The organism is Streptomyces sp. NPDC054849, from assembly GCF_053610945.1.
Genome location: NZ_JBSGZI010000001.1, coordinates 35,706 through 56,184, shown reverse-complemented (window position 1 = coordinate 56,184; position 20,479 = coordinate 35,706). Strand labels below are relative to the sequence as shown.

Annotated in this window: 19 protein-coding genes and 2 pseudogenes; 8 read left to right on the top strand and 13 right to left on the bottom strand. The window is 73.1% G+C overall.

The window, feature by feature from the left end:
* Positions 1-2: 2 nt before the first annotated feature.
* Positions 3-101, top strand: a pseudogene (locus ACWGIF_RS00265) (universal stress protein); the annotation flags it as partial.
* 103 nt (positions 102-204) lie between these two features.
* Here ACWGIF_RS00265 and ACWGIF_RS00260 read toward each other — a convergent pair.
* Complete coding sequence (locus tag ACWGIF_RS00260; RefSeq protein ID WP_453488625.1) at positions 205-1,401, bottom strand: CapA family protein; 1,197 nt, start codon at positions 1,399-1,401, stop codon at positions 205-207.
* 395 nt (positions 1,402-1,796) lie between these two features.
* Between ACWGIF_RS00260 and ACWGIF_RS00255 the strand changes: the two genes are divergently transcribed.
* Positions 1,797-2,336, top strand: a complete 540-nt coding sequence (locus ACWGIF_RS00255) for a sigma-70 family RNA polymerase sigma factor (protein WP_453488622.1) — start codon at positions 1,797-1,799, stop codon at positions 2,334-2,336.
* 193 nt (positions 2,337-2,529) lie between these two features.
* Positions 2,530-3,030, top strand: a complete 501-nt coding sequence (locus tag ACWGIF_RS00250; protein WP_453488619.1) for a hypothetical protein — start codon at positions 2,530-2,532, stop codon at positions 3,028-3,030.
* Here the strand turns inward: ACWGIF_RS00250 and ACWGIF_RS00245 are convergent.
* The 6 genes from ACWGIF_RS00245 to ACWGIF_RS00220 form a co-directional block, all read right to left on the bottom strand.
* Positions 3,027-3,416: a hypothetical protein gene (locus ACWGIF_RS00245; protein ID WP_453488616.1), complete on the bottom strand. Its 390-nt coding sequence runs from the start codon at positions 3,414-3,416 to the stop codon at positions 3,027-3,029. The genes ACWGIF_RS00250 and ACWGIF_RS00245 overlap by 4 nt on opposite strands.
* 26 nt (positions 3,417-3,442) lie before the next feature.
* Entirely contained in the window at positions 3,443-4,303 is an 861-nt protein-coding gene (locus tag ACWGIF_RS00240; RefSeq protein ID WP_453488613.1) for an Fpg/Nei family DNA glycosylase, read from the bottom strand.
* Positions 4,304-4,323: 20 nt separating this feature from the next.
* Positions 4,324-4,902 (bottom strand): hypothetical protein, encoded by a 579-nt coding sequence (locus ACWGIF_RS00235; protein WP_453488610.1) that lies wholly within the window; start codon positions 4,900-4,902, stop codon positions 4,324-4,326.
* The gene (locus ACWGIF_RS00230; RefSeq protein WP_453488607.1) at positions 4,899-5,576 is read right to left on the bottom strand and encodes a hypothetical protein; all 678 of its coding nucleotides are present in this window, start codon (positions 5,574-5,576) and stop codon (positions 4,899-4,901) included. Before ACWGIF_RS00230 ends, ACWGIF_RS00235 begins: the two co-directional genes overlap by 4 nt.
* A gap of 182 nt (positions 5,577-5,758) precedes the next feature.
* Entirely contained in the window at positions 5,759-7,822 is a 2,064-nt protein-coding gene (locus ACWGIF_RS00225) for a SpoIIE family protein phosphatase (protein ID WP_453488604.1), read from the bottom strand.
* Between the two features lie 7 nt (positions 7,823-7,829).
* Positions 7,830-9,209, bottom strand: coding sequence for a DUF6777 domain-containing protein (locus ACWGIF_RS00220; RefSeq protein ID WP_453488601.1), 1,380 nt, complete (start codon positions 9,207-9,209; stop codon positions 7,830-7,832).
* Between the two features lie 290 nt (positions 9,210-9,499).
* On the opposite strand from ACWGIF_RS00220, the gene ACWGIF_RS00215 reads away from it, so the two are divergent.
* A complete protein-coding gene (locus ACWGIF_RS00215) occupies positions 9,500-10,033 on the top strand; it encodes a DUF1990 family protein (RefSeq protein ID WP_453488598.1) in 534 nt (177 codons plus the stop codon).
* Positions 10,034-10,053: 20 nt separating this feature from the next.
* Positions 10,054-11,493, top strand: coding sequence for a lipase maturation factor family protein (locus ACWGIF_RS00210; RefSeq protein WP_453488595.1), 1,440 nt, complete (start codon positions 10,054-10,056; stop codon positions 11,491-11,493).
* On the opposite strand, the gene ACWGIF_RS00205 is transcribed toward ACWGIF_RS00210, so the two are convergent.
* The gene (locus tag ACWGIF_RS00205) at positions 11,479-12,462 is read right to left on the bottom strand and encodes an NAD-dependent epimerase/dehydratase family protein (RefSeq protein ID WP_453488592.1); all 984 of its coding nucleotides are present in this window, start codon (positions 12,460-12,462) and stop codon (positions 11,479-11,481) included. The two genes, ACWGIF_RS00210 and ACWGIF_RS00205, sit on opposite strands and share 15 nt — an antisense overlap.
* 151 nt (positions 12,463-12,613) lie before the next feature.
* Positions 12,614-12,787, bottom strand: a complete 174-nt coding sequence (locus ACWGIF_RS00200; protein WP_326594039.1) for a hypothetical protein — start codon at positions 12,785-12,787, stop codon at positions 12,614-12,616.
* Positions 12,788-13,102: 315 nt separating this feature from the next.
* On the opposite strand from ACWGIF_RS00200, the gene ACWGIF_RS00195 reads away from it, so the two are divergent.
* A complete protein-coding gene (locus tag ACWGIF_RS00195; protein WP_453488588.1) occupies positions 13,103-13,531 on the top strand; it encodes an HD domain-containing protein in 429 nt (142 codons plus the stop codon).
* A 99-nt stretch (positions 13,532-13,630) separates the two neighbouring features.
* On the opposite strand, the gene ACWGIF_RS00190 is transcribed toward ACWGIF_RS00195, so the two are convergent.
* Positions 13,631-15,106: an SDR family NAD(P)-dependent oxidoreductase gene (locus ACWGIF_RS00190; RefSeq protein WP_453488585.1), complete on the bottom strand. Its 1,476-nt coding sequence runs from the start codon at positions 15,104-15,106 to the stop codon at positions 13,631-13,633.
* Between the two features lie 288 nt (positions 15,107-15,394).
* Here ACWGIF_RS00190 and ACWGIF_RS00185 point away from each other — a divergent pair.
* Positions 15,395-16,129 (top strand): annotated as a pseudogene (locus ACWGIF_RS00185) (DMT family transporter); the annotation flags it as partial.
* Positions 16,130-16,231: 102 nt separating this feature from the next.
* Here the strand turns inward: ACWGIF_RS00185 and ACWGIF_RS00180 are convergent.
* Positions 16,232-17,578: a transglycosylase family protein gene (locus tag ACWGIF_RS00180; protein WP_453488582.1), complete on the bottom strand. Its 1,347-nt coding sequence runs from the start codon at positions 17,576-17,578 to the stop codon at positions 16,232-16,234.
* A gap of 195 nt (positions 17,579-17,773) precedes the next feature.
* Here ACWGIF_RS00180 and gndA point away from each other — a divergent pair, with 195 nt between their 5' ends.
* Positions 17,774-19,219: an NADP-dependent phosphogluconate dehydrogenase gene (gene gndA, locus ACWGIF_RS00175; RefSeq protein ID WP_453488579.1), complete on the top strand. Its 1,446-nt coding sequence runs from the start codon at positions 17,774-17,776 to the stop codon at positions 19,217-19,219.
* A gap of 245 nt (positions 19,220-19,464) precedes the next feature.
* On the opposite strand, the gene ACWGIF_RS00170 is transcribed toward gndA, so the two are convergent.
* Positions 19,465-20,118, bottom strand: coding sequence for an arylsulfatase (locus tag ACWGIF_RS00170; protein ID WP_453488576.1), 654 nt, complete (start codon positions 20,116-20,118; stop codon positions 19,465-19,467).
* Complete coding sequence (locus ACWGIF_RS00165; RefSeq protein ID WP_453488573.1) at positions 20,115-20,474, bottom strand: GNAT family N-acetyltransferase; 360 nt, start codon at positions 20,472-20,474, stop codon at positions 20,115-20,117. Before ACWGIF_RS00165 ends, ACWGIF_RS00170 begins: the two co-directional genes overlap by 4 nt.
* Positions 20,475-20,479: the final 5 nt, after the last annotated feature.

Below are 20,479 nucleotides of genomic sequence, written 5' to 3'. Positions count from 1 at the left end.
GACGGGCTACGGCCTACGCGGCGCGGCCGGCCCGTCGGCAGGACGCGCTGCCGGCGCTGGTGTACGTCCAGCCGGTGGTGCCGGCCGGGGCCGCCGTGGGCGGTACCGGGGCTCACCTTCCCCGTCGCCGGGGCGCCTTCCGGGAGACGTGCGGGCGACGGTCCGCTACCGGGCCGTCGTCAGGCCGTCCTTGGCGGCGGTCCGCTACCGGGCCGTCGTCAGGCCGTCCTTGGCGGCGCCGCGGCTGAGGACCGCCTCGCTGATGGCGTCGCGGGCGCTCTCGTAGTCGTCCCGGCCGGGGTCCTTGGCGAGGGCGTCGGGAAGGTGGACGACCCTGCCGATGGACAGGTCCATCATCTGCGGCACGAATTCGGCCTTGGCGACCTGCCAGCGCTGTCCGTCGGCGGCCGGCGGGGCGAAGGTGAAACGGCCGATCGAACCGTAGTTGCCGCGCAGGTCGCGTGCGCCCGTGTAGTTGAACATCTCGCCCGCGACCTGGTCGCCCATGCCGTAGACGATCCAGGTCCCGTTGACCTTCTCGTAGGGCTGCGGGATGTGCGCGTGCGTGCCGAGGATCAGGTCGATGTCGGGCCGGCCGCCGGTCTGCGAGGCGGTCAGCGCCCTGCCCAGCGAGAGCTGGGTCTCGTCCGGCGCGGTCTGCCACTCCGTTCCCCAGTGCACGCTGACCAGCACCACGTCCGCGCCTGCCTTCCGGGCGGCCCGCGCATCAGCGATGATCTTGTCCTGCTTCATCAGGTTGACCGCCCAGGGCTGGCCCTCGGGCAGCGGGTAGCCGTTGGTGTCGTAGGTGTAGGCGAGGTGCGCCACCTTGGCGGAGCCCGCCGTGTACGTGGTCACCGTGGCCGCCTCGGCCGCCGTACGGGCCGAACCGGCGTGCTTGAGCCCGACCTTGTCGAAGCGGTCCAGCGTGCGGCGCAATCCTGCGCGCCCGTCGTCGAGGGTGTGGTTCGAGGCCGTGGAGCAGCCGTCGTACCCGGCGTCCTTCAGCCCGTCGGCGACCTCCGGCGGGGACGTGAAGGCGGGGTAGCCGGAGAACGGCCCGCCCTCCTCCCCGTAGATGGTCTCCATGTGGCAGAGGGCCAGGTCGGCCGCGGAGACCACGGGCTTGACCCCCGAGAACATCGGCCTGAAGTCGTAGCCGTCGCCTTCCGCGTCGTTCGCCGCCCGCTGGATGACGGAGGTGTGCGGCAGTACGTCACCGCTCGCCACCAGGGTGAAACCCCGGGCGGCGGGGGATCCGGCGACACCGGAGGGGGCCGGTCCACCGGAGTCCCCGAGGCGGGCCGGTGCGGAGCCGCCGGCGGCCGAGCATCCGGCGGCGGCGGACACCAGGAGGGCCGACAGGAGGGCGGCCGCCCGCGGCAGGGTTCGCTTGGTCATCTGCCCAGCTCCCTCATTAATGCGATTACCTGATATCCGATCACCTGCCATCCATACATACACCTGGCCGCGGCAAGTCGAGGGTCGGATCCGCCTGCCGGACCCACACCCACCCCAACGGCGGACACGGACCGCTCCCCCGGGCCCGCCCCCGGCCCGCCCCCGGCCCGCCCCCTCCGCCCGTCCCCCGGCCCACCCTCCGGCCGCTCCCCACGACACCCCTGCCGTTCGCCGCGCCGTTCGACCGTTCACCGCCCGGCACGGCCGCCCGGCGGACGGCCCCGGGCGCTTGGGCGCAACAGCGGGGCCGGACGGTTCCCGGGTGGCTCCGCGCAGGTCAGGGTGGACGCGTCGCCTCCCCCACGGCCCCCCACACACCTCGGAAGGAGCCACTCGTGCCGCTCTCCCCCACCCTCCCGCACACGGACCCCGAGGCGCTGGCCGAACTCCAGCGCGACCACGGGCGAGCCCTGTTCGGATTCCTGCTCGGCCTCACGGCCGGGGACGCCCAGCGCGCGGAGGACCTCGTGCAGGAGACCCTCGTACGGGTCTGGCAGCACCCCGAGGCCCTGGAGAGCGGGCACGACTCCATGCGGCCCTGGCTGTTCACGGTGGCCCGGCGGCTCGCGATCGACGCCCGGCGGGCCCGGCTGTCACGGCCCCTGGAGGTGGACCCCGAAGGGCTGGAGCAGGCGCCCGAGCCCGAGGACGCGGTGGACGGCTCGGTCACGGCGATCGACGTCCGGCGGGCTGTGGGGTGCCTGGGCCCGGAGCACCGCGAAGTGCTGATGCAGGTCTATTTCAGGGACCGGTCGGTGGCCGAGGCCGCCGCCGAACTCGGTATCCCGGCCGGAACGGTCAAGTCCCGTACGTACTACGCCCTTCGCGCCCTCAAGAAGGGCCTCCAGGGGTACGGGTACGGCCTCGGCGCCTGAGCCCGCGGCACGGGAGAAGGGTCGGGGAACGCCGTGAACGGATGCGTATCGGACATAAAACGCATCGAATGCGACATCAGACCGTCCAAGTTGAGTAAACATCCCCCGCTCCGTGAGCCGCTCGGTGAAGGCTCGGGGCTGACGACGGGACGCTCGACGCGCGGGAGAAGGTGGAACGGTGCAGCCCGAGGGTATGAACGGCACCAGTGACGGCGGGCTCGCGGTGCCCATGGCTTGGCTCTACGCCGAGTACATCGCAGACGAACTGCTGCGCACCGGCCGGCTGATCCCGGTCAGCACCCTGGAGTTCCGGGCCGGACGGGACACGCTCGCCCTGACGATCTACCTCTCGGACGCCGCCGGCGAGCTCTCCGGGATCCGGGTGGTCTCGCAGCTCGACGAATGGATGTCACTGACGGCCTACGGGCACCCCTGGCGCGACTGGGTGCACACCCGCTTCCTCGCGCTGGGCGAGGAGGCCCGCGAGCGCGGCAGCGGCGAGGAACCCGACCTGGAACTGGCCCGGGCGGCGTGGCGCTGGCTGGACCACACCGAACTGCTCGCCACGAACCTCGACCCCGGACGGCACGGCCACGCCGGCGCCCCGACGGGCCTGGACGAGAACGCGCGGGTGTGGACCCCGGCCTGGCAGCTCGGTCTGCCCCTCGGCCACTTGGCGATGCACCTGTTCTAAGGGGACCGCTCGGCCGGATCCATCACCAGGCCGGTGAAATCGGCCTCGTTTCGCTCCGCCCGGGTGACGTACCACCGGGCGATGAGCCACATCACCGGGTACACCAGGAGGCCGAGCGCCACCCACACCAGCGGCCCCGAAGCGGCACGCGGCAGCGCGAACACCAGCGGCAGCGTCCCGACCAGCAGGACCAGAGCGGCCAGCGCCCCGAGGCCGGCACGCAGCTGGCTGCGCATGAGGGCCCGTACGTAGGTGGCGCCGAGGCTGGTCTGCTCGGAGATCTCCGAGCGGGCGGGGGTGTGCGCGGGCGGCCTCCGGCGGGCGCCCCGGGGCACCCCTGTGACGATCTCGCGCCGGGGCGCCGGCGGCTGCTGCTCCTCGGCCATGGTGCCGGAGTCTACGCAGCGTCCGGCTATTTGAGGAGGCGCGAGAGCCGCCGGTCGGCGAGCGGCTTCCCGCCGGTCTGACAGGTGGGGCAGTATTCGAGCGAGGAGTCGGCGAAGGACACCGAACGAACGGTGTCCCCGCACACCGGGCACGGCTCCCCGGCCCGGCCGTGCACCCGCAGCCCGCTCTTCTTCTCGGCCTTGAGCTGTCCCGCGGCCAAGCCGTGGGCCCGGGCGACAGCCTCGCGCAGGGTGTCCCGAACGGCCTCGTAGAGCCGGGTGAGCTGCTCCTCGTCGAACGACGCGGCGAGTTTGAACGGCGAGACGCGCGCCACGTGCAGGATCTCGTCACTGTAGGCGTTGCCGATGCCCGCAAGGACGCTCTGGTCGCGCAGGACGCCCTTGATCTGGCGCTTCTCCCCCGCGAGCAGCGCGGCGAAGGCGTCCCGGCCGAAGTCCTCGGCGAGCGGATCGGGGCCGAGGCGGGCGATGCCGGGCACCTCCTGCGGGTCGTGCACCACGTACACGGCGAGGCGCTTCTGGGTCCCGGCCTCGGTGAGGTCGAAGCCGCCCCCGCCCTCGAGCACGACGCGCAGCGCGAGCGGACCCCTGCCGGGGCGCGGCGGCTGCGAGGGCAGGGCGTCCTGCCAGCGCAGCCAGCCGGCCCGGGCCAGGTGGGTGACGAGGTGGAGGTCGCCGATCCGCAGGGCCAGGAACTTGCCGTACCGGGCGGTGGGCCCGGCCGGCCGTCCTTCGAGGGCGGTCAGCGGCGGGTCGTACGTCTTGAGCACGCTCACCGCGAGCGGGAGGACGCGCTCGACCACCCGCCCGGTGAGGTGCTCGTCGAGGTATTCACGCAGAGCCTCGACCTCGGGCAGTTCCGGCATGCTCCCAGCCTGCCGCCGCCTCAGGCGAAACGCGAGCTGGGCACGGGGCCGGGCGACGCGACCCGGTCACGCGGGGCCGTGAGCCAGCCGGGTCCGACGCCGGCCGCGAAGGCGCGGAAGGCCTCGTCCGGATCGGGCGGGGTCGCGCCGTCGCCGCCGTCCGGGAGCGAGTCCGCCGCGGCGATGTCCCGGGCGATCTCCTCCTCGGGCCGGTCGTCGTCCTTCCACGGCGGGGAGACGTACTGGCACAGCAGCGCGCTGAAGTCGGCGCTCACGGCAGGCGGATCGGTCCAGCAGGTGGCGTGCTCGGACAGGATCTGGCCCTCGGCGCGCGCGTGCAGCGTGCGGACGAGATCCTGGTCGGCCGCGTTCAGGTCGTAGGAGACGACGAGGGTGTCCGTGCGGGTGGGCTCGTACGGTACGGCGGGCAGCCCCAGCACCCGGGCGGCGGCGAGCCCCAGGATCCGGTCGGACCGGCCGGGCAGCAGGGAGACCGTCGCGGGGCGGCGCCCGGCGGCCTCCAGGGCGAGCGCCAGGCGGGCCAGGCCGTGGCGGCACTGCTCGTGGCTGTCGCCGAGGTAGGCGTACCGGCCGGTCATCCCGGCGTCCCAGCCGTACGGGGAGAGGGTGCCGAGCAGGCCGCCGGTGAGGCCGTAGTGCCAGCCGCGCAGATCGGCGCGGCCGAGCGGATCGAGGTGTCCGGCGGCCTGCTGGGAGCGGCGGGACTGGCCACTGCGCAGGACTTGGCGGGCCTGGCGCGCCTGCGCGTCCGACCACTGCGGGTCCTCGGGGGCCGGGAGGCCGAGCAGCAGCCCCTCGGCGGTGTCCAGGTCCCCGGCGAGCAGGGTGTGGTGACGAGGAGGTACGTCTCGGGCCAGGCGGGCAGCCGGTCTCCCCGGCCGGCGAGCAGGGCGGCGGCCTCGGCGTGCCGGTGCTCGTCCTCCAGCGCGGAGACCAGCTCGGCGAGGAGCGGCCGGGAGTCGGGCAGCAGCCGGAGTGCCTCGCGCAGTGGGGCGACGGCGAGGAAGGCGACGCCGCGCTCGACGCAGGCGTAGCCGAAGTCGTAGAGGGCCTGCGGTTCACCGGACCGCTTGGCGGCGGTCTTCGCTGCGACGGCGAGGTCCTGGAAACCGGCGGTCTCGGCCAAGGCCCGTGTGGCTTGGGCGAGTTCGGCGACGGGGAGGGTCTCCGCACGGGGGCGGAGCGATCGTACGGCTCCGGGCAGATCCCCTGCCTTGAGCAGCCGGCGGACGTCATCAATGGCGATAGTCATCGCCGTTGATCCTCACGGACCGGGCGGCCCCCCGCAACGGACTTTCCCCGCCGGGGCGCGAGTCGACGCTGCGCGGAGCCGCTCCCCGCCCCGCCGTTCCGCCCTTCCGCCGTTCCGCCGTTCCGCCCTTCCGCCCTTCCGCCCTTCCGCCGTTCCCCGGGCTCCGGCCCGAACCACCACCCCTACCCCATGACGAACTCGCACCACACGCATTTGCCGCCGCCCCGCGGCTCCACGCCCCACACATCCGCCAAACGGTCGACCAGCATCAGGCCCCGCCCGGAGACCCCCGCCTCCCCCGCCTCGCGCCGCCGCGGCAGCGCACTGGACCGGTCCTCGACCTCCACCCGCAGTCTGCGCTGATGGCCCGCGAGGACCCGCAGGGTCACGATGGCGGGGCCGTCCGTGTGCATCAGGGCGTTCACGATCAGCTCGTCCGCGACCAGCTCGATCTCGTCGGCCCGTTCCCGCGCGCCCCACGCGCGCACCGCCGTCCCGATCATGTGGCGGGCCGCCACCAGGGCCTCCGGGTCGCCCGGTGCCACGTGCTGCTGCAGGCGGCCGCCGCCCTGGGGTGCGGGCACCACCCGGCGGCGCAGCAGGAGCAGCGCCATGTCGTCGTCGCCGCCCCGTTCGTCGACGATCTCGCACAGCCGGTCCGCCAGGTGCTGCAGGTCCGCCGGTCCGCTGCGGATGTGGGAGGTCAGCAGGTGGATCCCGTCGTCGAGGTCGGCGCCGGGTTGTTCCACCAGGCCGTCGGTGCACAGCAGGAGCGTTTCTCCAGGATCGAGTTCCACCGTGGTCACCGGGTACTCCAGACGCCCGAACTCCGCCGAGAGGCCGAGCGGCAGCCCGCCCCCCACCGGCAGCCGGTGGCAGTCCCCGTCACGGGTGCGCAGGAGCGGGTCGATGTGGCCGGCCCGGACCATCTGGAGCACGCCCGTCGAGAGGTCTGCCTCCACGTAGGTGCACGTGGCGAAGCGGTCGGTGTCCAGCTCGTGCAGGAAGACGGAGGCGCGGGCCATGACCGTGCCGGGCGAGTGCCCTTCGGCGGCGTACGCACGCAGGACGATCCGCAGCTGGCCCATGACCGCCGCGGCGTGCGTGTCGTGGCCCTGGACGTCACCGATGACGGCGCCGACCCGGCCGCCGGGCAGCGGGATGACGTCGTACCAGTCGCCGCCGATGTCCTGACCCATCCGGGCGGAGCGGTAGCGTACGGCGATCTCCCCGCCGGGCACCTCCGGGATCCGCCGCGGCAGCATGGCCTGCTGCAGTCCCTCGGCCAGGTCGTGCTCCTGCTCCAGCAGCATGGCGCGCTGGAGGCTCTGCGCGATGCTGCTGCCGAGCGCGACGAGCAGGTTGCGCTCCTCCTGGGTGAAGCCGTCCTTGTCCTGGTAGAGCAGGCCGATGGCGCCGATCGGGCGGGCCTGGGCGATGAGCGGCAGATAGGCGGCGGCCGAGATGTGCATGGACGAGATCTTCGCCCAGAGCGCGGGATAGTCGTCGGCGAACTCCTGCGCCGAGTCGAGGAAGCGCGGCTGGAGCGAGCGGACGACCTCGCTCATCGGGTACCGCTCGTCGATGCGGGTGTAGCGGGTGCCGGGGACGAAGCTGCCCTCCGGGCCCTCGGCGACCAGATGGATCCGGCCGGCTTCGACGAGGCCCATCACCATGCCCATCGAGCCGAGCCGCTCCAGGCCGTGGGCGTCGCCGAGCGCGTCGATGACGTCCTGCACGGTGCGGGCGTGCGCGAGCGCCGCGGTGGTGCTCTCGACGACCGACGTCTGGCGACGCCGCTCCTCGTCCAGGCCGAGCCGCTCCGCCGAATGGCTGAGCTCCTCGGTCGCGTCCCGGACGATGCCGATGATCCGGTACGGCCGGCCGTCCCGGCCGCGCATGACACGGCCCTGGGTGTGCGTCCAGCGCAGGCGCCCGTCGTGGCAGCGGATGCGGAAGTAGGCACCGTAGCTGTCGACGCCGCTCTTGAGCGCGGAGGAGACGAGGGCGTCGAGCCGGGCCGCCTCGACGGGCGGGACACGCGAGGAGAGTGACCCGGGCCGGCCGTCGTAGTCGTCGGGGGCCGTGTCGAAGACGTCCAGGGCCGCTTCGTCCATGTGCATGAGACCGGCGACGAGGTCCCAGTCGAAACTGCCCATGCGGTTCAGCGAGAGCGACCGGTCCGGGTGTGCGGGCCAGTCGTCCGGCAGCGATACGGTGGTCGGCACCGATCCACCATGACACACGGGCCGGTCAGGCGCTCTCCAGCGGGTAGCCGTCGTCCGAGGGCTGCGGCTGCAGGTCCGGGTCGGCGTACGGGTCGTACGGATCGCTCGGCTGCGACGTCGTTCCGTCCGGTTCCAGGGGCAGGGCCGGGTCGCCCGGATCCTGCGTCGTCAGGTCGGACGGGGCATCGGACGGGATGTCGGAGAAGTCGTCGGAAGGGATGTCGGAGAGGTCGTCGGAGGGCAGGTCGGAGAAGCCGTCGGAGGGCAGGTCGGAGGGTTCGCCCGGCACCTCCGAGGGGAGCTCGGACGGCGGCTGCTGCGGCCGGGTGGCCCCGGGATCCGAGGGGACTCCCGGGCTCTGCAGCCTGTTCTCGCCCGGGGCGCTCTGCGAGGCCGGCGGATTCGTCGGGCAGTCCGTCGCCCTGGAGCCCGGCGCGCTCGGGCCGCCGTCGGGCGCCGCTGACGGCGCGGACGGCGCGGACGGCGCGGTGGGCGCGGTGGGCGGCACGCCGGGGGGCCGGCCGTTCTCGTCCGGGCGCCGGCACGGGTCGCCCGACCCGGCTCCGGGCGGGGTGACGGGTCCGTTCGGGATACCGTCGGCCGGGTCGTACGGGGGCACCACCTGCGGGGCCCGGTCCTGGGCGCCGTCGTCGCCCCGCTTGCGCTCGATCCAGGTGTTGTCGGCGATGTTGACGATCACCAGGTTGTTGATCACGTGGGTGGTGGGTTCGATGACGACGACCTGGTTGGGCTGGTAGCCGTTCCACGGGGTGCCCTTGTGCACCGGTGAACCCTTGGCGGCGCGCGGTGAGGCCAGCGGGTTTCCGCAGCCGCAGCGGACCCGCGGCATGCCGTGCTCGTCGACGAGCACCGCGGTGCCGGCCTGGAGGACGGATTGGAAGCTGTCGGCGCGGCCGTCGCGGAAGCCGTGGTTGGTGACCCTGGTGTCGGCGCGCAGGACGACGGGCGTGAGGCCGCGCAGGTAGCCGGGGATGGTGGCCTGTTCGATGTCCGTCGCCTGCGCGAAAGCGCGGGCCTTGGCGTTGTCGGCGGTCAGGAAGCGGACCTGCTGTTCCACATCGCAGCTGCCGAGCCGCTGGGTGCCGCCGTACAGGCCGGGGGTGGCCGCGTTGACGGTGCGGATGCCCTGTCCGGTCGGGTTGGGCAGCGGGGGCTGTACGGGGGCGGACTCGGCGGTGGCAGAGGAGGCGGTGAAGGGGTCGCGGCCGACGTCGGCCACGGGCTGGAGGTAGACCTCCTGGCTCTCGGATCCGGCCGCGCCCTTCGGCTCGTCCGAGCCACCGCACGCCGCGGCGAACAGGCCGAGGAGCGCCAAGAGGGCCGCGCCGGCCGGTCCGTGACGGCGCGACGCCTGACGAGGTGTCGGAAGTGACGGTGCGTGCACGTGAATCTCCCTTTTCGCCCCGGTTGCTTCCTCTTGTCTGCCGCATCCTCGCGAGAGCCGCAACCGGAGCGTTCCTTGAACATGTTCAAGGAACGCCGTAGGCTCACCGCCGTGAGTTGAACGCGTTCAAGGCGTTTGGCCGCAGCGGGGGAGGAAGCCCGGGGTGCCGGCACGCACGTTTTCGGATGCGCCCTGTTCCCGGTGCCGGCCTGGCGCCGACAGACCGCAGACGACCGCAGACAACCGCAGACCGACGACAGACCGACCGCAGACCGACAGGAGACCACGCCATGACCCGCCTGATCAGCGCCGGCCGGGACACCCTCACCTACCCCGACCGGGGTGCGACGGCCCACCGGCCGCTGCCCGCCGGCTACAACCACCTCCACCACCGCACCCGCCTCGGGCACGGCCGGGCCGTCTTCGAGGCGGCCGGCACCGCAGTGACCACCTTCCACGCGCACCGGGCCTCGGGCGTGCGCGTGCGGGCCGACGCCTGCGCCGTACGGCCCGGGAGCCGCGTGGTCGTGGGGATCGGCCTCGGGCCGCTGCGGATCGACGCTCCGTGCCAGGTGATCTGGACCGCGTACGAGCCCGCCCGCATCGGTTTCGCCTACGGAACGCTGACCAACCACCCCGAGTGCGGGGAGGAGTCCTTCATCGTGGATCTCGACCCCGACGGCACGGTGTGGTTCACGGTGACCGCCTTCAGCCTCCCGGACAGCTGGTACACCCGCCTCGCCGGCCCGGTGGTCCCCTTCCTCCAGCTGCGCTACGCACGCCGGCTGGGCCACCGTCTGCGCGCGCTGGCCACCGCCCGCTGACCGGTCCGATACTGGAGGAGATGGACTGGTTCACCGCGCCCGGATACTGGCTCGCCCGGCTGGTCTTCCAGCGGGCCCTGGCCGGTGTCTACCTCGTCGCCTTCATCGGGGCGGCCCTGCAGTTCCGCGCCCTGATCGGGGCGCACGGCATGCTGCCCGTGCCGCGCTACGTGCGGTACGTGCCCTTCCGCCGCGCCCCGAGCCTGTTCCAACTGCGCTATTCCGACCGGCTCTTCGCCGGCTGTGCGTGGACCGGGGCGGCGCTGGCCGCCGCGCTCGCCGCCGGGGCCGGGGACGAGGTGCCGCTGGGTGCGGCCATGGCGATGTGGGCCCTTCTGTGGCTGCTCTACCTCTCCATCGTGAATGTGGGGCAGACCTGGTACTCCTTCGGCTGGGAATCGCTGCTGCTGGAGGTGGGCTTCCTCGCCGTGTTCCTCGGCAATGCGCGGGCCGGGCCGCCGGTGCTGGTGCTGTGGCTGCTGCGCTGGGTGCTCTTCCGCGTGGAATTCGGGGCCGGGCTGATCAAGATGCGCGGGGACTCCTGCTGGCGCAAACTGACGTGTCTGTACTTCCACCACGAGACGCAGCCGATGGCGGGGCCGCTGAGCTGGTTCTTCCACCACCTGCCGAAACCGCTCCACCGCGTCGAGTGCGCGGCGAACCATGTGACCCAACTGGTGGTCCCGGTTCTGCTTTTCACCCCGCAGCCGGTGGCCTCGTACGCCGCCGGACTGATCATCGCCACGCAGCTGTGGCTGGTGCTGTCGGGCAATTTCGCCTGGCTGAACTGGCTGACGATCACGCTGGCCGTGTCGGCCGTGGACTTCACCGGGCTCGCGGGCGCTCCCCCGGCCGCCGCCTCACAGCCGGCTCCGGTGTGGTTCGTGGTCCTGGTCTGCGCGGTGACCGCCCTGGTGCTGTTCCTCAGTCGTCATCCGGCCCTCAACATGATCTCGCGCCGACAGGTGATGAACCGCTCCTTCGACGCGCTGCACCTGGTCAACACCTACGGGGCCTTCGGCTCGGTCGGCCGGGTCCGTTTCGAGGTGGCGGTGGAGGGCACCGCGGACCGGAGTCCGAATCCGGACGGCGCCTGGCGGGAGTACGGCTTCAAGGGCAAGCCGGGCGAACTGCGCCGGATCCCGCGCCAGTTCGCCCCGTACCATCTGCGACTGGACTGGCTGATGTGGTTCGCGGCCATCTCCCCCGGCTATGCGCGGGACTGGTTCGGACCGTTCGTGGAGCGGCTTCTCGCGGGCGACCGCGACACGCTGCGACTGCTGCGCCACAACCCGTTCCCGGACGCGCCGCCCCGCTACGTCCGGGCCCTGCTGTACCGCTACCGCTTCACCACCTGGCGGGAGCTGCGCGAGACGGGCGCCTGGTGGCACCGCACACTGGTGCGCGAATACCTCCCGCCGACCCGCCTCGCGGACGCGTGGCCGTCAGAGCCCGAGTAGCGCGGCCTCCCGCTCCGCGGAGATGCCCTTGGCCGACCGGTCGGGCCGATGGGGGGCGACTCCGCCGAGTGTGCGGAGCCAGGCCCAGGTGTCGGCCACGGTCTCCTCCACCGGCCGGCACTTCAGGCCTGCCGCCAGTGCTTTGGAGACGTCCCCGCCGTGCATGTGACCGTAGGGCTCGCCCTCGGGGATCCAGATCGGGAGTTCGGTCCAGGGTTCGACTCCCGCCTCCTGGAGCACGGCCGGGTCGGTCCAGCGCAGTTCGGCGCCCCCGCCGGTGGCGGCGACGCAGGCGTCGAGCAGGGTGCCCATCGTGGCGTGGCCGACCGGGGAGACCAGGTTGTAGGCGCCGTCGCGCCCGGCCTCGGCGGCGTCCAGGGTCCAGCGCGCGAGGTCGCGTACGTCGATGTACTGGATCGGGAGTTCGCTCGGGCCGGGGGCGAGCACGGGGCCGCCTCGGGCGGTGCGGTTCAACCACCACGGCAGCCGGCCGACGTTCTCGTAAGGACCGAGGATCAGCCCGGCGCGCACCAGGAGGGCGCGGTCGCCGAAGGCGTCGAGGGCGGCGATCTCGGCGCCCCGCTTGTCCTCGGCGTAGCCGGTCGACCCGGCGTCCGGGGAGCCCTCGACTAGGGGGCCGTCCTCGTCCAGCCCGGCGGGGGCGGGGTAGGCGTAGACCGATCGACTGGAGACGTACGCGTACCGTCCGGCCCGCTCGCGCAGCAGGCGGGCGCTGTCGCGGACGGCGGTGGGGGCACCGCTCCAGGTGTCGACGACGAGGTCCCACTCCCCCGCGGCGAGGGCGGCCAGGCCCCCGGGTGCGGTGCGGTCCCCGTGGAGGGCGGAGGTGCCCGGCGGGGGCGCGTGGTGTCCGCGGTGGAAGACGGTCACCTCCCAGCCCCGGCCGAGGGCCTCTTCGGTGATCGCGCGTCCGACGAATTCGGTACCACCCAGCATCAGCAGCTTCATGTGCGTCAGCCTGCCGGGGAGAGCGGGGCGGCGGAAGTCGTGATCGCCGACAGCGATGACGCTCAGGGCGTAGGCGGATGGGGAACCCGCCGGGCCGGGCAGCGCCCCCGATGCGATCGGCACGGGGGCGCTCGGGTACCCGCGGCGGGGATCAGTCGATGCCGGGCAGAATGTGCGATTCCGCCAGGTCGTCCTCGTACCCCGCCAGTCGGATCGGGGCGGATCGTGCCCAGACTTCGAGACTTCCGAGCTCGTCGGTTCGCGGCTTCGCCCGCGATCCCGTCCGCTCCAGAAACGTCGGTTCGGGCTTCGTCTTTTCTGTCACCGCGCACTCCTTCGCGTAACCCGGCACGCGGACCGCGTGCCGGCCAAGGGATAAAGGGTTTCCGGACGCGGTGGCGCCTTGGTGGAGCGCGGCCCGGATCGGGGCCGTCTTGATGCCCCAGAGTACACATATGAGCGGACCTCCGCTCGATAGGAGGGCAAAACCCGCTGCGCCCTCTTAGTTTCGTCCCGAGTTCATCAAGTCGTAGGTCGGCGGATCGGTGGCGGGTGGTCTCCTCGACCCGGGATGTGCGCGGCGTGACGGAGGGGGGCGGCGGTGGCGAGGTCCTGGGAGCCGGAGGCTCAAGTTCCTTACGTGACAAGCGTGTTGGAGTTGGTGGAACTGCTGCACGGGTCCCGTGACGATCATGGTCTGCGGACCGCGGCGCTGCTGCGCCGCTCCCACCCCGCCGACAAGGAACTCCAGCTCGCGGGCCTGGTGCACGACCTCGGCCGGCTGCTCCGTCCGAGTGAGGAGGCGGAACACGCCCTGCTGACGGCCGAGGCGGTGCGTCCGCTGCTGGGCGAGCGGGTGGCCCGGCTGGTGCGCCTGCAGGCGCCTGCGGGCGGTTCCGGCGAGGTCCGCGACGGCGGCCGTGCCGACGGCGACGCGTTGACCGCCCTGCGACAGGCCCGCGACGCCGCCGGGGCGTCCGGTCTGGACGCGGGCGTGCCGGAGGACTGGCGGTCGCTGCTGGAACTGGTCGCGGCCCGGGCCCACCCCCCGGTGCACACCGAAACGTGACCGCCCCCCTCGGTTCACCGAGGGGGGCGGTCACGGGCTGCGGTCACGGGCCTCCCGTAGAGCGGGATCCGCAGCACGGCAGACGACGGGCCTGGGGGACTACCAGTTCGCCGGGGCGTAGTCCTTGAGGAAGACGCCGAACAGGTCCTCGCCGGCCTCGCCGCGGACGATCGGGTCGTAGACCCGGGCCGCTCCGTCGACCAGGTCGAGCGGGGCGTGGAAGCCCTCCTCGGCCAGGCGGATCTTGTCCGGGTGCGGGCGCTCGTCCGTGATCCAGCCGGTGTCGACGGCGGTCATCAGGATCTGGTCCTTCTGGAACATCTCCTGGGCGCTGGTGCGCGTGAGCATGTTCAGCGCGGCCTTGGCCATGTTGGTGTGCGGGTGGCCGGCGCCCTTGTAGCCGCGGCTGAACACGCCCTCCATGGCGGAGACGTTGACGACGTACCTGCGGCCCGCCTCGGCCGCGGCCATCGCCGGGCGGAGCTTGCTGATCAGGATGAACGGCGCGGTGGAGTTGCACAGCTGCACTTCGAGCAGCTCGATCGGGTCCACCTCGGACACCGTCTGGATCCAGCTGTTGGTGTCGTGCAGGTCCGGGACGAGACCACCCGCGTCGATGGCGGTGCCGGCCGCGATCCGCTCCAGGGAGGCGGAGCCGGAGACGAGTGCCAGCTCGGTGACGTCCTGGGCGCTGAGCTTCTCGCCCTTGCCGGAGGGCAGCGCGGCGACACGGTCGACGGTGCCGCTGCCGAAGGTGCCGATCACCTCGGCGGAGGGCAGCTCACCCGCCGGGAGCGGGGCGCTCTCGGCCGCGACGAGCTCGCTGTACGCGCCCGGGGAGCGGCGTACGGTCTGCGCGGCGTTGTTGATCAGGATGTCGAGCGGGCCCTCGGCGGCCACCGAGTCGGCGAGCGCGACGACCTGGGCGGGGTCGCGCAGGTCGATGCCGACGATCTTCAGGCGGTGCAGCCACTCGGAGCTGTCGGGCATGGCCTTGAAGCGGCGGATCGCGTCGTTCGGGAAGCGAGTGGTGATCGTGGTGTGCGCGCCGTCGCGCAGCAGCCGCAGCGCGATGTACATGCCGATCTTGGCGCGGCCGCCGGTGAGCAGGGCGCGGCGGCCGGTCAGGTCGGTACGGGCGTCGCGGCGCGCGTGGTTGAAGGCGGCGCAGTCCTGGCAGAGCTGGTGGTAGAACGCGTCGACCTCGACGTAGCGGGTCTTGCAGATGTAGCAGGAGCGCGGGCGCTGGAGTATCCCCGCGATCGGGCCCTTGGCGGCGGCGGTCAGGGCGTTGCCCTGGGTCTCGTCGTCGATGCGCTCGGCGGAACCGGTCGCGGTGGCCTCGGTGACGGCCTTGTCGTTGGCGGTCTTGGCGGCGCGGCGCTCCTGGCGGCGGCGCTGCTTGACCGTGCGGTAGAGGCCGGCGGTGGCGCGGCGTACGGTGACCGCGTCGGGGTGGTCGACGTCGAGCTTGTCGAGCTCGTCGAGCACGCTGAGGCAGAGGGCCAGCCGCTCGGGGTCGATGCCCGGCCCGTAGGCCTGCCCCTGGTCCTGGCTGTCTTCGGTCACCGTCATGGCCGCTGCGTTCCTTGATCCCTCGTCCGCATCCGCCTGCTGCGGAAGTCCTCAAAAGGGGAACTGTACGGATCGCACGCACCGGGAGCCAAACCCGCTTCGCGCCCCTCACACACTGCGAGCACGCCGTCGCCGTACGGGGTGAAACAGTGACGCTGCGGTACGGCTGCGGTCGCTCTGCGCAGCCGGAGGGAGCACGCTGCGTACTCCCGTACTACGTCCGGAGTATGACTGATCACCACCTGTGGGCGGAGGAATAGCGCAGGGGGGTCGGGCATTGTGGAGCTTATGAGTGCACTGGCGCTGTCGGTCCTGCTGTGCCTCGTGTCCGCCCTGGCGTACGCGGGTGGCGCGATCGTGCAGGAACGGGTCGCGGCGAGCACGCCGGACCGGCCCTACGCACCGCTGCGACGGGGCGGCTGGTGGGTGGCGGTGGGGCTGAACGGCCTCGGTGCGCTGCTGCACGTCGTGGCACTCGCGTACGGACCGCTGAGCCTGGTCCAGCCGCTCGGCGCGCTCACCATCGTCTTCGCCCTGCCGATGGCCGCCGTCTTCGTACGGCGCCGGGCGGGCGCGGCGGCCTGGCGCGGCGCGGTGCTGGCCACGGTCGGGCTCGCCGGACTGCTGGCGCTGACGGGCGGTGACGGGCGGGCGGAGCAGTCGCTGGCCGGCGGCGAACGGAGCCTGCTGCTGACCGTGACCGCGGCGGCGGTGGCGGTGCTGTTCCTGGCGGCGCACCGGATGCACCGGGCGGTGCTGCACAGCGTGCTGCTGGCCGCTGCGGCCGGTACGGCCTTCGGCATGGCCTCGGTGTTCACCAAGTCGGTGGCCGAGGACTTCGGTCCGGGCGCACTGGACGGCTTGTGGCCCGACCTGGCGGCGATCGCCGTGCTGGCGTCCGGCGGGCTGCTGCTGTCGCAGGCGGCCTACCGGGGCGCGGGGCTGACCGCGCCGCTGGCCACCGTGACGGTGATCAATCCGGTGGTCGCGGCGACGGTCGGCATCTCGCTGTTCGACGAGGGCTTCCGGTACGGGGCGGCGGGCACGACGGCGGCGGTGGCCAGCGCCATGCTGGCGGCGGCCGGCCTGATCCTGCTCACCGCCGTGCCGCCGCACGTGCGCGGGTCAGATGCGCACCCCGTGACTCCGGAGGTACTTGAGGGGATCGATGTCGGAGCCGTAACCGGGGCCCGAGCGCATCTCGAAGTGGAGGTGCGGACCGGTGCTGTTGCCGGTCGAGCCGGAACGGCCGATCCGCTGGCCTCCCGAGACCTGCTGGCCGGCCTTGACGCCCAGGGCCGAGAGGTGGGCGTACTGGGAGTACCGGCCGTCGGTGTGCCGGATGACGATCTGGTAGCCGTAGGCCCCCGCCCAGCCGGCGGAGACGACCTGGCCGGGTCCGACGGACTTGACGGCGGTGCCGGTCGCCACCGGGAAGTCGACGCCCGTGTGGTAGCCGCTGGACCAGGAGGAACCCGAGACGCGGTACGCGGTGCCGAGGCCGGCGTCGACCGGAGCGGAGAATCCGCCCGCGCCCGGCTTCTGCTGCGCTGAGGCGGGCTGCGGCGCGGGCTGCTCGGCGGGCTTCTGGGCGGGCTTCTCCCGCGGCTTCTCCTGTTTCGGCGCCGGCTTCCCGGCGGGCTTCTCCACGGGCTTCTCGGCCGCGGGCTCCACGGGCTTCACCGGGTCCGCGGTGCGCGGCGGCTTCTCGGGATTCTGCGCGGGCGGCGGCGGTGCCGCGGGGGCGGCGGTGACCCGCAGAGTGAGCCGCTGGCCCGGGAAGATCAGGTTCGGGTTGCCTCCCACGGTCGCCCGGTTGGTCTCGTACAGCGCCTGCCAGCCGCCGTCGACCTGCTGCTCGGTGGCGATCGCGGAGAGCGAGTCGCCGGGCGCGACGACGTACGGGTTCGGCAGGACGGAGGTCCCGGTCGGGCGGGGCGCCGAGCCCTGCGTCGCCGGAGCCGTCTTCACCACCTGCGCCGGCGGCTGTGCCTGCGCCCTGGGCTGTGTCTGCGTCCGGGGCTGCGTCTGCGCCTTGGACGGCTGTCCCGCGGGCTGCGCCGTGTTCTGCGGGGTGACGGCCGGCGCCGGACCGCTGCGGGTGAGTCCGGCCTGCTTCCCGCAGTGCGGCCAGGCTCCGGGCCCCTGGCCCTTGAGGACCTTCTCCGCGACCGCTATCTGCTGGTCCCTGGTGGCCAGGTCGGCGCGCGGGGCGTAGGCGGTGCCGCCGAAGGCCCGCCAGGTGCTCTGGCTGAACTGCAGGCCGCCGTAGTACCCGTTGCCGGTGTTGATGCGCCAGTTGTTGGTCGACTCGCAGGCGGCGACCTTGTTCCAGGTGTCCACGGAGGCGGCGTCGGCGACCCCGGCGCCGATGAACGGGAGCGCGATCCCGGCGCCTCCGGCGGTGACGGCCAGCGAGGCCCGGTTGATGCTGCTCGGCTGATACCGGCGGTGCCGGCCCCGTACACCCATGGGAGCCCCCATCGAAGACATCAGGAACCGCACAACTTAACGGCACGACCAGAGCATGACAAGGGGTGCAACGGGGCGCATGCCAGGGGAACTTGACGGAGCCTCGGCGGAGCGGAGATCCGTACGGGCCCGCGTCGGGGTAGCGTCGGTGCTTCCGGCATACCGAGGCACACCGAAGCACGCAGGAGCGCAACGATGAGCACCAGCACAGCCCAGATCGGCGTCACCGGACTCGCAGTCATGGGCAGCAACCTCGCCCGCAACTTCGCCCGCAACGGATTCACCGTGGCCGTCCACAACCGCACCGCCGCGAAGACCACGGCACTGGTGGAGGAATTCGGTCACGAGGGCGCCTTCGTGGCGGCCGGGTCGGCGAAGGAGTTCGTCGACGCGCTGGAGCGCCCCCGCCGCCTCGTCATCATGGTGAAGGCCGGGGAGCCGACCGACGCGGTGATCCGCGAGTTCGCCCCGCTCCTGGAGGAGGGCGACGTCATCATCGACGGCGGCAACGCGCACTTCGAGGACACCCGGCGCCGCGAGCGGGAACTGCGCGAGCGGGGAATCCACTTCGTGGGCGTGGGCATCTCCGGCGGCGAGGAGGGCGCACTGCTCGGCCCGAGCATCATGCCCGGCGGCTCGACGGAGTCGTACGAGTCCCTCGGCCCGCTGCTGGAGAAGATCTCCGCGAAGGCCGCCGACGGCACGCCGTGCACCTCACACGTGGGCCCCGACGGCGCCGGGCACTTCGTCAAGATGGTGCACAACGGCATCGAGTACGCCGACATGCAGCTCATCGCCGAGGCCTACCACCTGCTGCGCGAGGTGGCGGGCTACTCCCCTGAGAAGATCGCGGAGACCTTCCGGGGCTGGAACCGGGGGCGCCTGGACTCGTACCTGATCGAGATCACGGCGGAGGTGCTCGCGCACACGGACGCCGCGACCGGCCGCCCGTACGTGGACGTCGTGGCCGACGCCGCCGAGCAGAAGGGCACCGGCCGCTGGACCGTGCAGATCGCCCTGGACCTGGGGGTGCCGGTGTCGGGAATCGCCGAGGCCGTCTTCGCCCGCGCGGTCTCCGGCCACGCGGACCTTCGCACGGCCGCTCGCGGGCTCGCGGGCCCGGCCGCCGCCGCGCTCTCGCCGGATGCGGCGGAGGCCTTCGCCGCCCAGGTGGAGCAGGCGCTGTACGCGTCGAAGATCGTCTCGTACACCCAGGGCTTCCACCAGATCCGGGCCGGCAGCGAGGAGTACGGCTGGGACGTGGACCTGGGTGCGGTGGCCGCGCTCTGGCGCGGCGGCTGCATCATCCGGGCCGCGTTCCTCGACCGGATCCGGTCGGCTTACGACGCCCGGCCGGACCTGCCGAGCCTCTTGGCGGACGCGCACTTCGCCGAGGAGATCGGGGCGGCGCAGGAGGACTGGCGGTCCGTGCTCGTGACGGCGGTGCGCCAGGGCATCCCCGTACCCGCCTTCGCGGCCTCTCTGGCGTACTACGACGCGCTGCGCACGCAGCGGCTTCCCGCCGCCCTCACCCAAGGGCAGCGGGACTTCTTCGGGGCGCACACCTACCGGCGGACCGACCGCGAGGGCTCGTTCCACACCCTCTGGAGCGGCGACCGCTCCGAGGTCCGGACCGACTGACGCGGCTCAGCTCCAGGGCCCGGGCTGCGGAATCGGCGCGGGCCCCGGCGGCGGCGGTACCGGGTCCGGTTCCGGGACGGGGCCGGGCACGGGCGGCACCGGGCGCGGGATGGGCGCCGGGTCGGGGAACGGGTCGGGCGCCGGAGTCGGATCGGGCTCGGGGACCGGCGGCTGCGTGTCTTCAAGTTTTCGCACCATGTAGGGCACTTTCCCGCGATTGCACCGGCTACGCCCGGTGCGGCACGCTATGAGCCGGTCGCGGCCGCCGACGCGAGACCGGCGGCCAGGCCCGAGGCGGGGCTGGCCAGCACGGGGATCCGGGTCGTGACGAGTTCCGCGGCGCCGGCCATGGAGACCTGGGCCAGCACGATGACGTCCGCGTCGGCGACGGCGTCGGCGGCCGCGGCCACACGGGCGAGGCAGCCGGCGCCGTCCCCCGCCTCGAAGCACTCCCAGGCCCCGGCGACCAGGTGCGTACGGATCGACACGGGCCGCTCCCCCGCCTCCTCGGCCAGCAGCTCCGCGGTCGGGGCGAGCGTCGACTCCAGGGCGGCCAGCACGGCGATCCGTCCGCCGGCCGCGGCGCCGGTACGCACCGCCGCGGCGGCCATCGGCCGGTCCACCCGCAGTACGGGGGCGCCGAGCGCCGAAGCCAGGGACTCCGCGGTCGCCCCGATGGTCGAGCAGGTGACCAGCGCGGGCGCCGGCCCGGCCTCGGCGAGCAGCCCCAACAGGTCCGGGGCCACCGCCTCGGGCCCTTCGGCGCGGGCCCGCTCCAGGAGTTCCGGCACCACCAGGTGACGCAGCACCGCCCCCGGGTGATGCCGGTCGCGCAGTGCGTCGAAGACCGGCACGTGCACGGGCGAGGTGTGCAGCAGCAGCAGCCCCGGCGCGGTCACCGCAGGGTGGAGTCGGAGGCCAGCTGCGCCTTCGCCGCGGCCACGGCCCCGGCCGGCGCCGCGGGCGCCCGCTCGGGGTGCCGGGCCGCCCAGCTCGCCGCGTACGGGCAGAGCGGCACCACGGGCACCCCCTCGGCGGCGGCGATCCCGTAGAAGGTCTCCACCAGGCTCCCTGCGATCCCGCGGCCCTCGTGCCCCTGCTCGACGACGGTGTGCACCGCCACCAAGGCGTGGGGCGCCTCGACGAGCACGAAGTAGGCGATGTGTCCGACCGCCACCCCGTCCTCGACGGCGAGCAGCCGCCCCGCCTTCCGCTCGTCCTGGAACTCGACCGGCGCGCTCTGGCTCCGCGGCATGATTC

Bases quoted from the DNA above. Each gene is read 5' to 3' on its own strand.
- ACWGIF_RS00210 (WP_453488595.1), top strand. From the start codon at position 10,054: ATGGACTGGTTCACCGCGCCCGGATACTGGCTCGCCCGGCTGGTCTTC.
- ACWGIF_RS00240 (WP_453488613.1), bottom strand. From the start codon at position 4,303: ATGCCGGAACTGCCCGAGGTCGAGGCTCTGCGTGAATACCTCGACGAG.
- ACWGIF_RS00205 (WP_453488592.1), bottom strand. From the start codon at position 12,462: ATGAAGCTGCTGATGCTGGGTGGTACCGAATTCGTCGGACGCGCGATC.
- ACWGIF_RS00165 (WP_453488573.1), bottom strand. From the start codon at position 20,474: ATGCCGCGGAGCCAGAGCGCGCCGGTCGAGTTCCAGGACGAGCGGAAG.
- ACWGIF_RS00230 (WP_453488607.1), bottom strand. From the start codon at position 5,576: ATGACTATCGCCATTGATGACGTCCGCCGGCTGCTCAAGGCAGGGGAT.
- ACWGIF_RS00260 (WP_453488625.1), bottom strand. From the start codon at position 1,401: ATGACCAAGCGAACCCTGCCGCGGGCGGCCGCCCTCCTGTCGGCCCTC.
- gndA (WP_453488579.1), top strand. From the start codon at position 17,774: ATGAGCACCAGCACAGCCCAGATCGGCGTCACCGGACTCGCAGTCATG.
- ACWGIF_RS00250 (WP_453488619.1), top strand. From the start codon at position 2,530: ATGAACGGCACCAGTGACGGCGGGCTCGCGGTGCCCATGGCTTGGCTC.
- ACWGIF_RS00180 (WP_453488582.1), bottom strand. From the start codon at position 17,578: ATGGGTGTACGGGGCCGGCACCGCCGGTATCAGCCGAGCAGCATCAAC.
- ACWGIF_RS00235 (WP_453488610.1), bottom strand. From the start codon at position 4,902: ATGACCGGCCGGTACGCCTACCTCGGCGACAGCCACGAGCAGTGCCGC.
- ACWGIF_RS00245 (WP_453488616.1), bottom strand. From the start codon at position 3,416: ATGGCCGAGGAGCAGCAGCCGCCGGCGCCCCGGCGCGAGATCGTCACA.
- ACWGIF_RS00190 (WP_453488585.1), bottom strand. From the start codon at position 15,106: ATGACGGTGACCGAAGACAGCCAGGACCAGGGGCAGGCCTACGGGCCG.
- ACWGIF_RS00215 (WP_453488598.1), top strand. From the start codon at position 9,500: ATGACCCGCCTGATCAGCGCCGGCCGGGACACCCTCACCTACCCCGAC.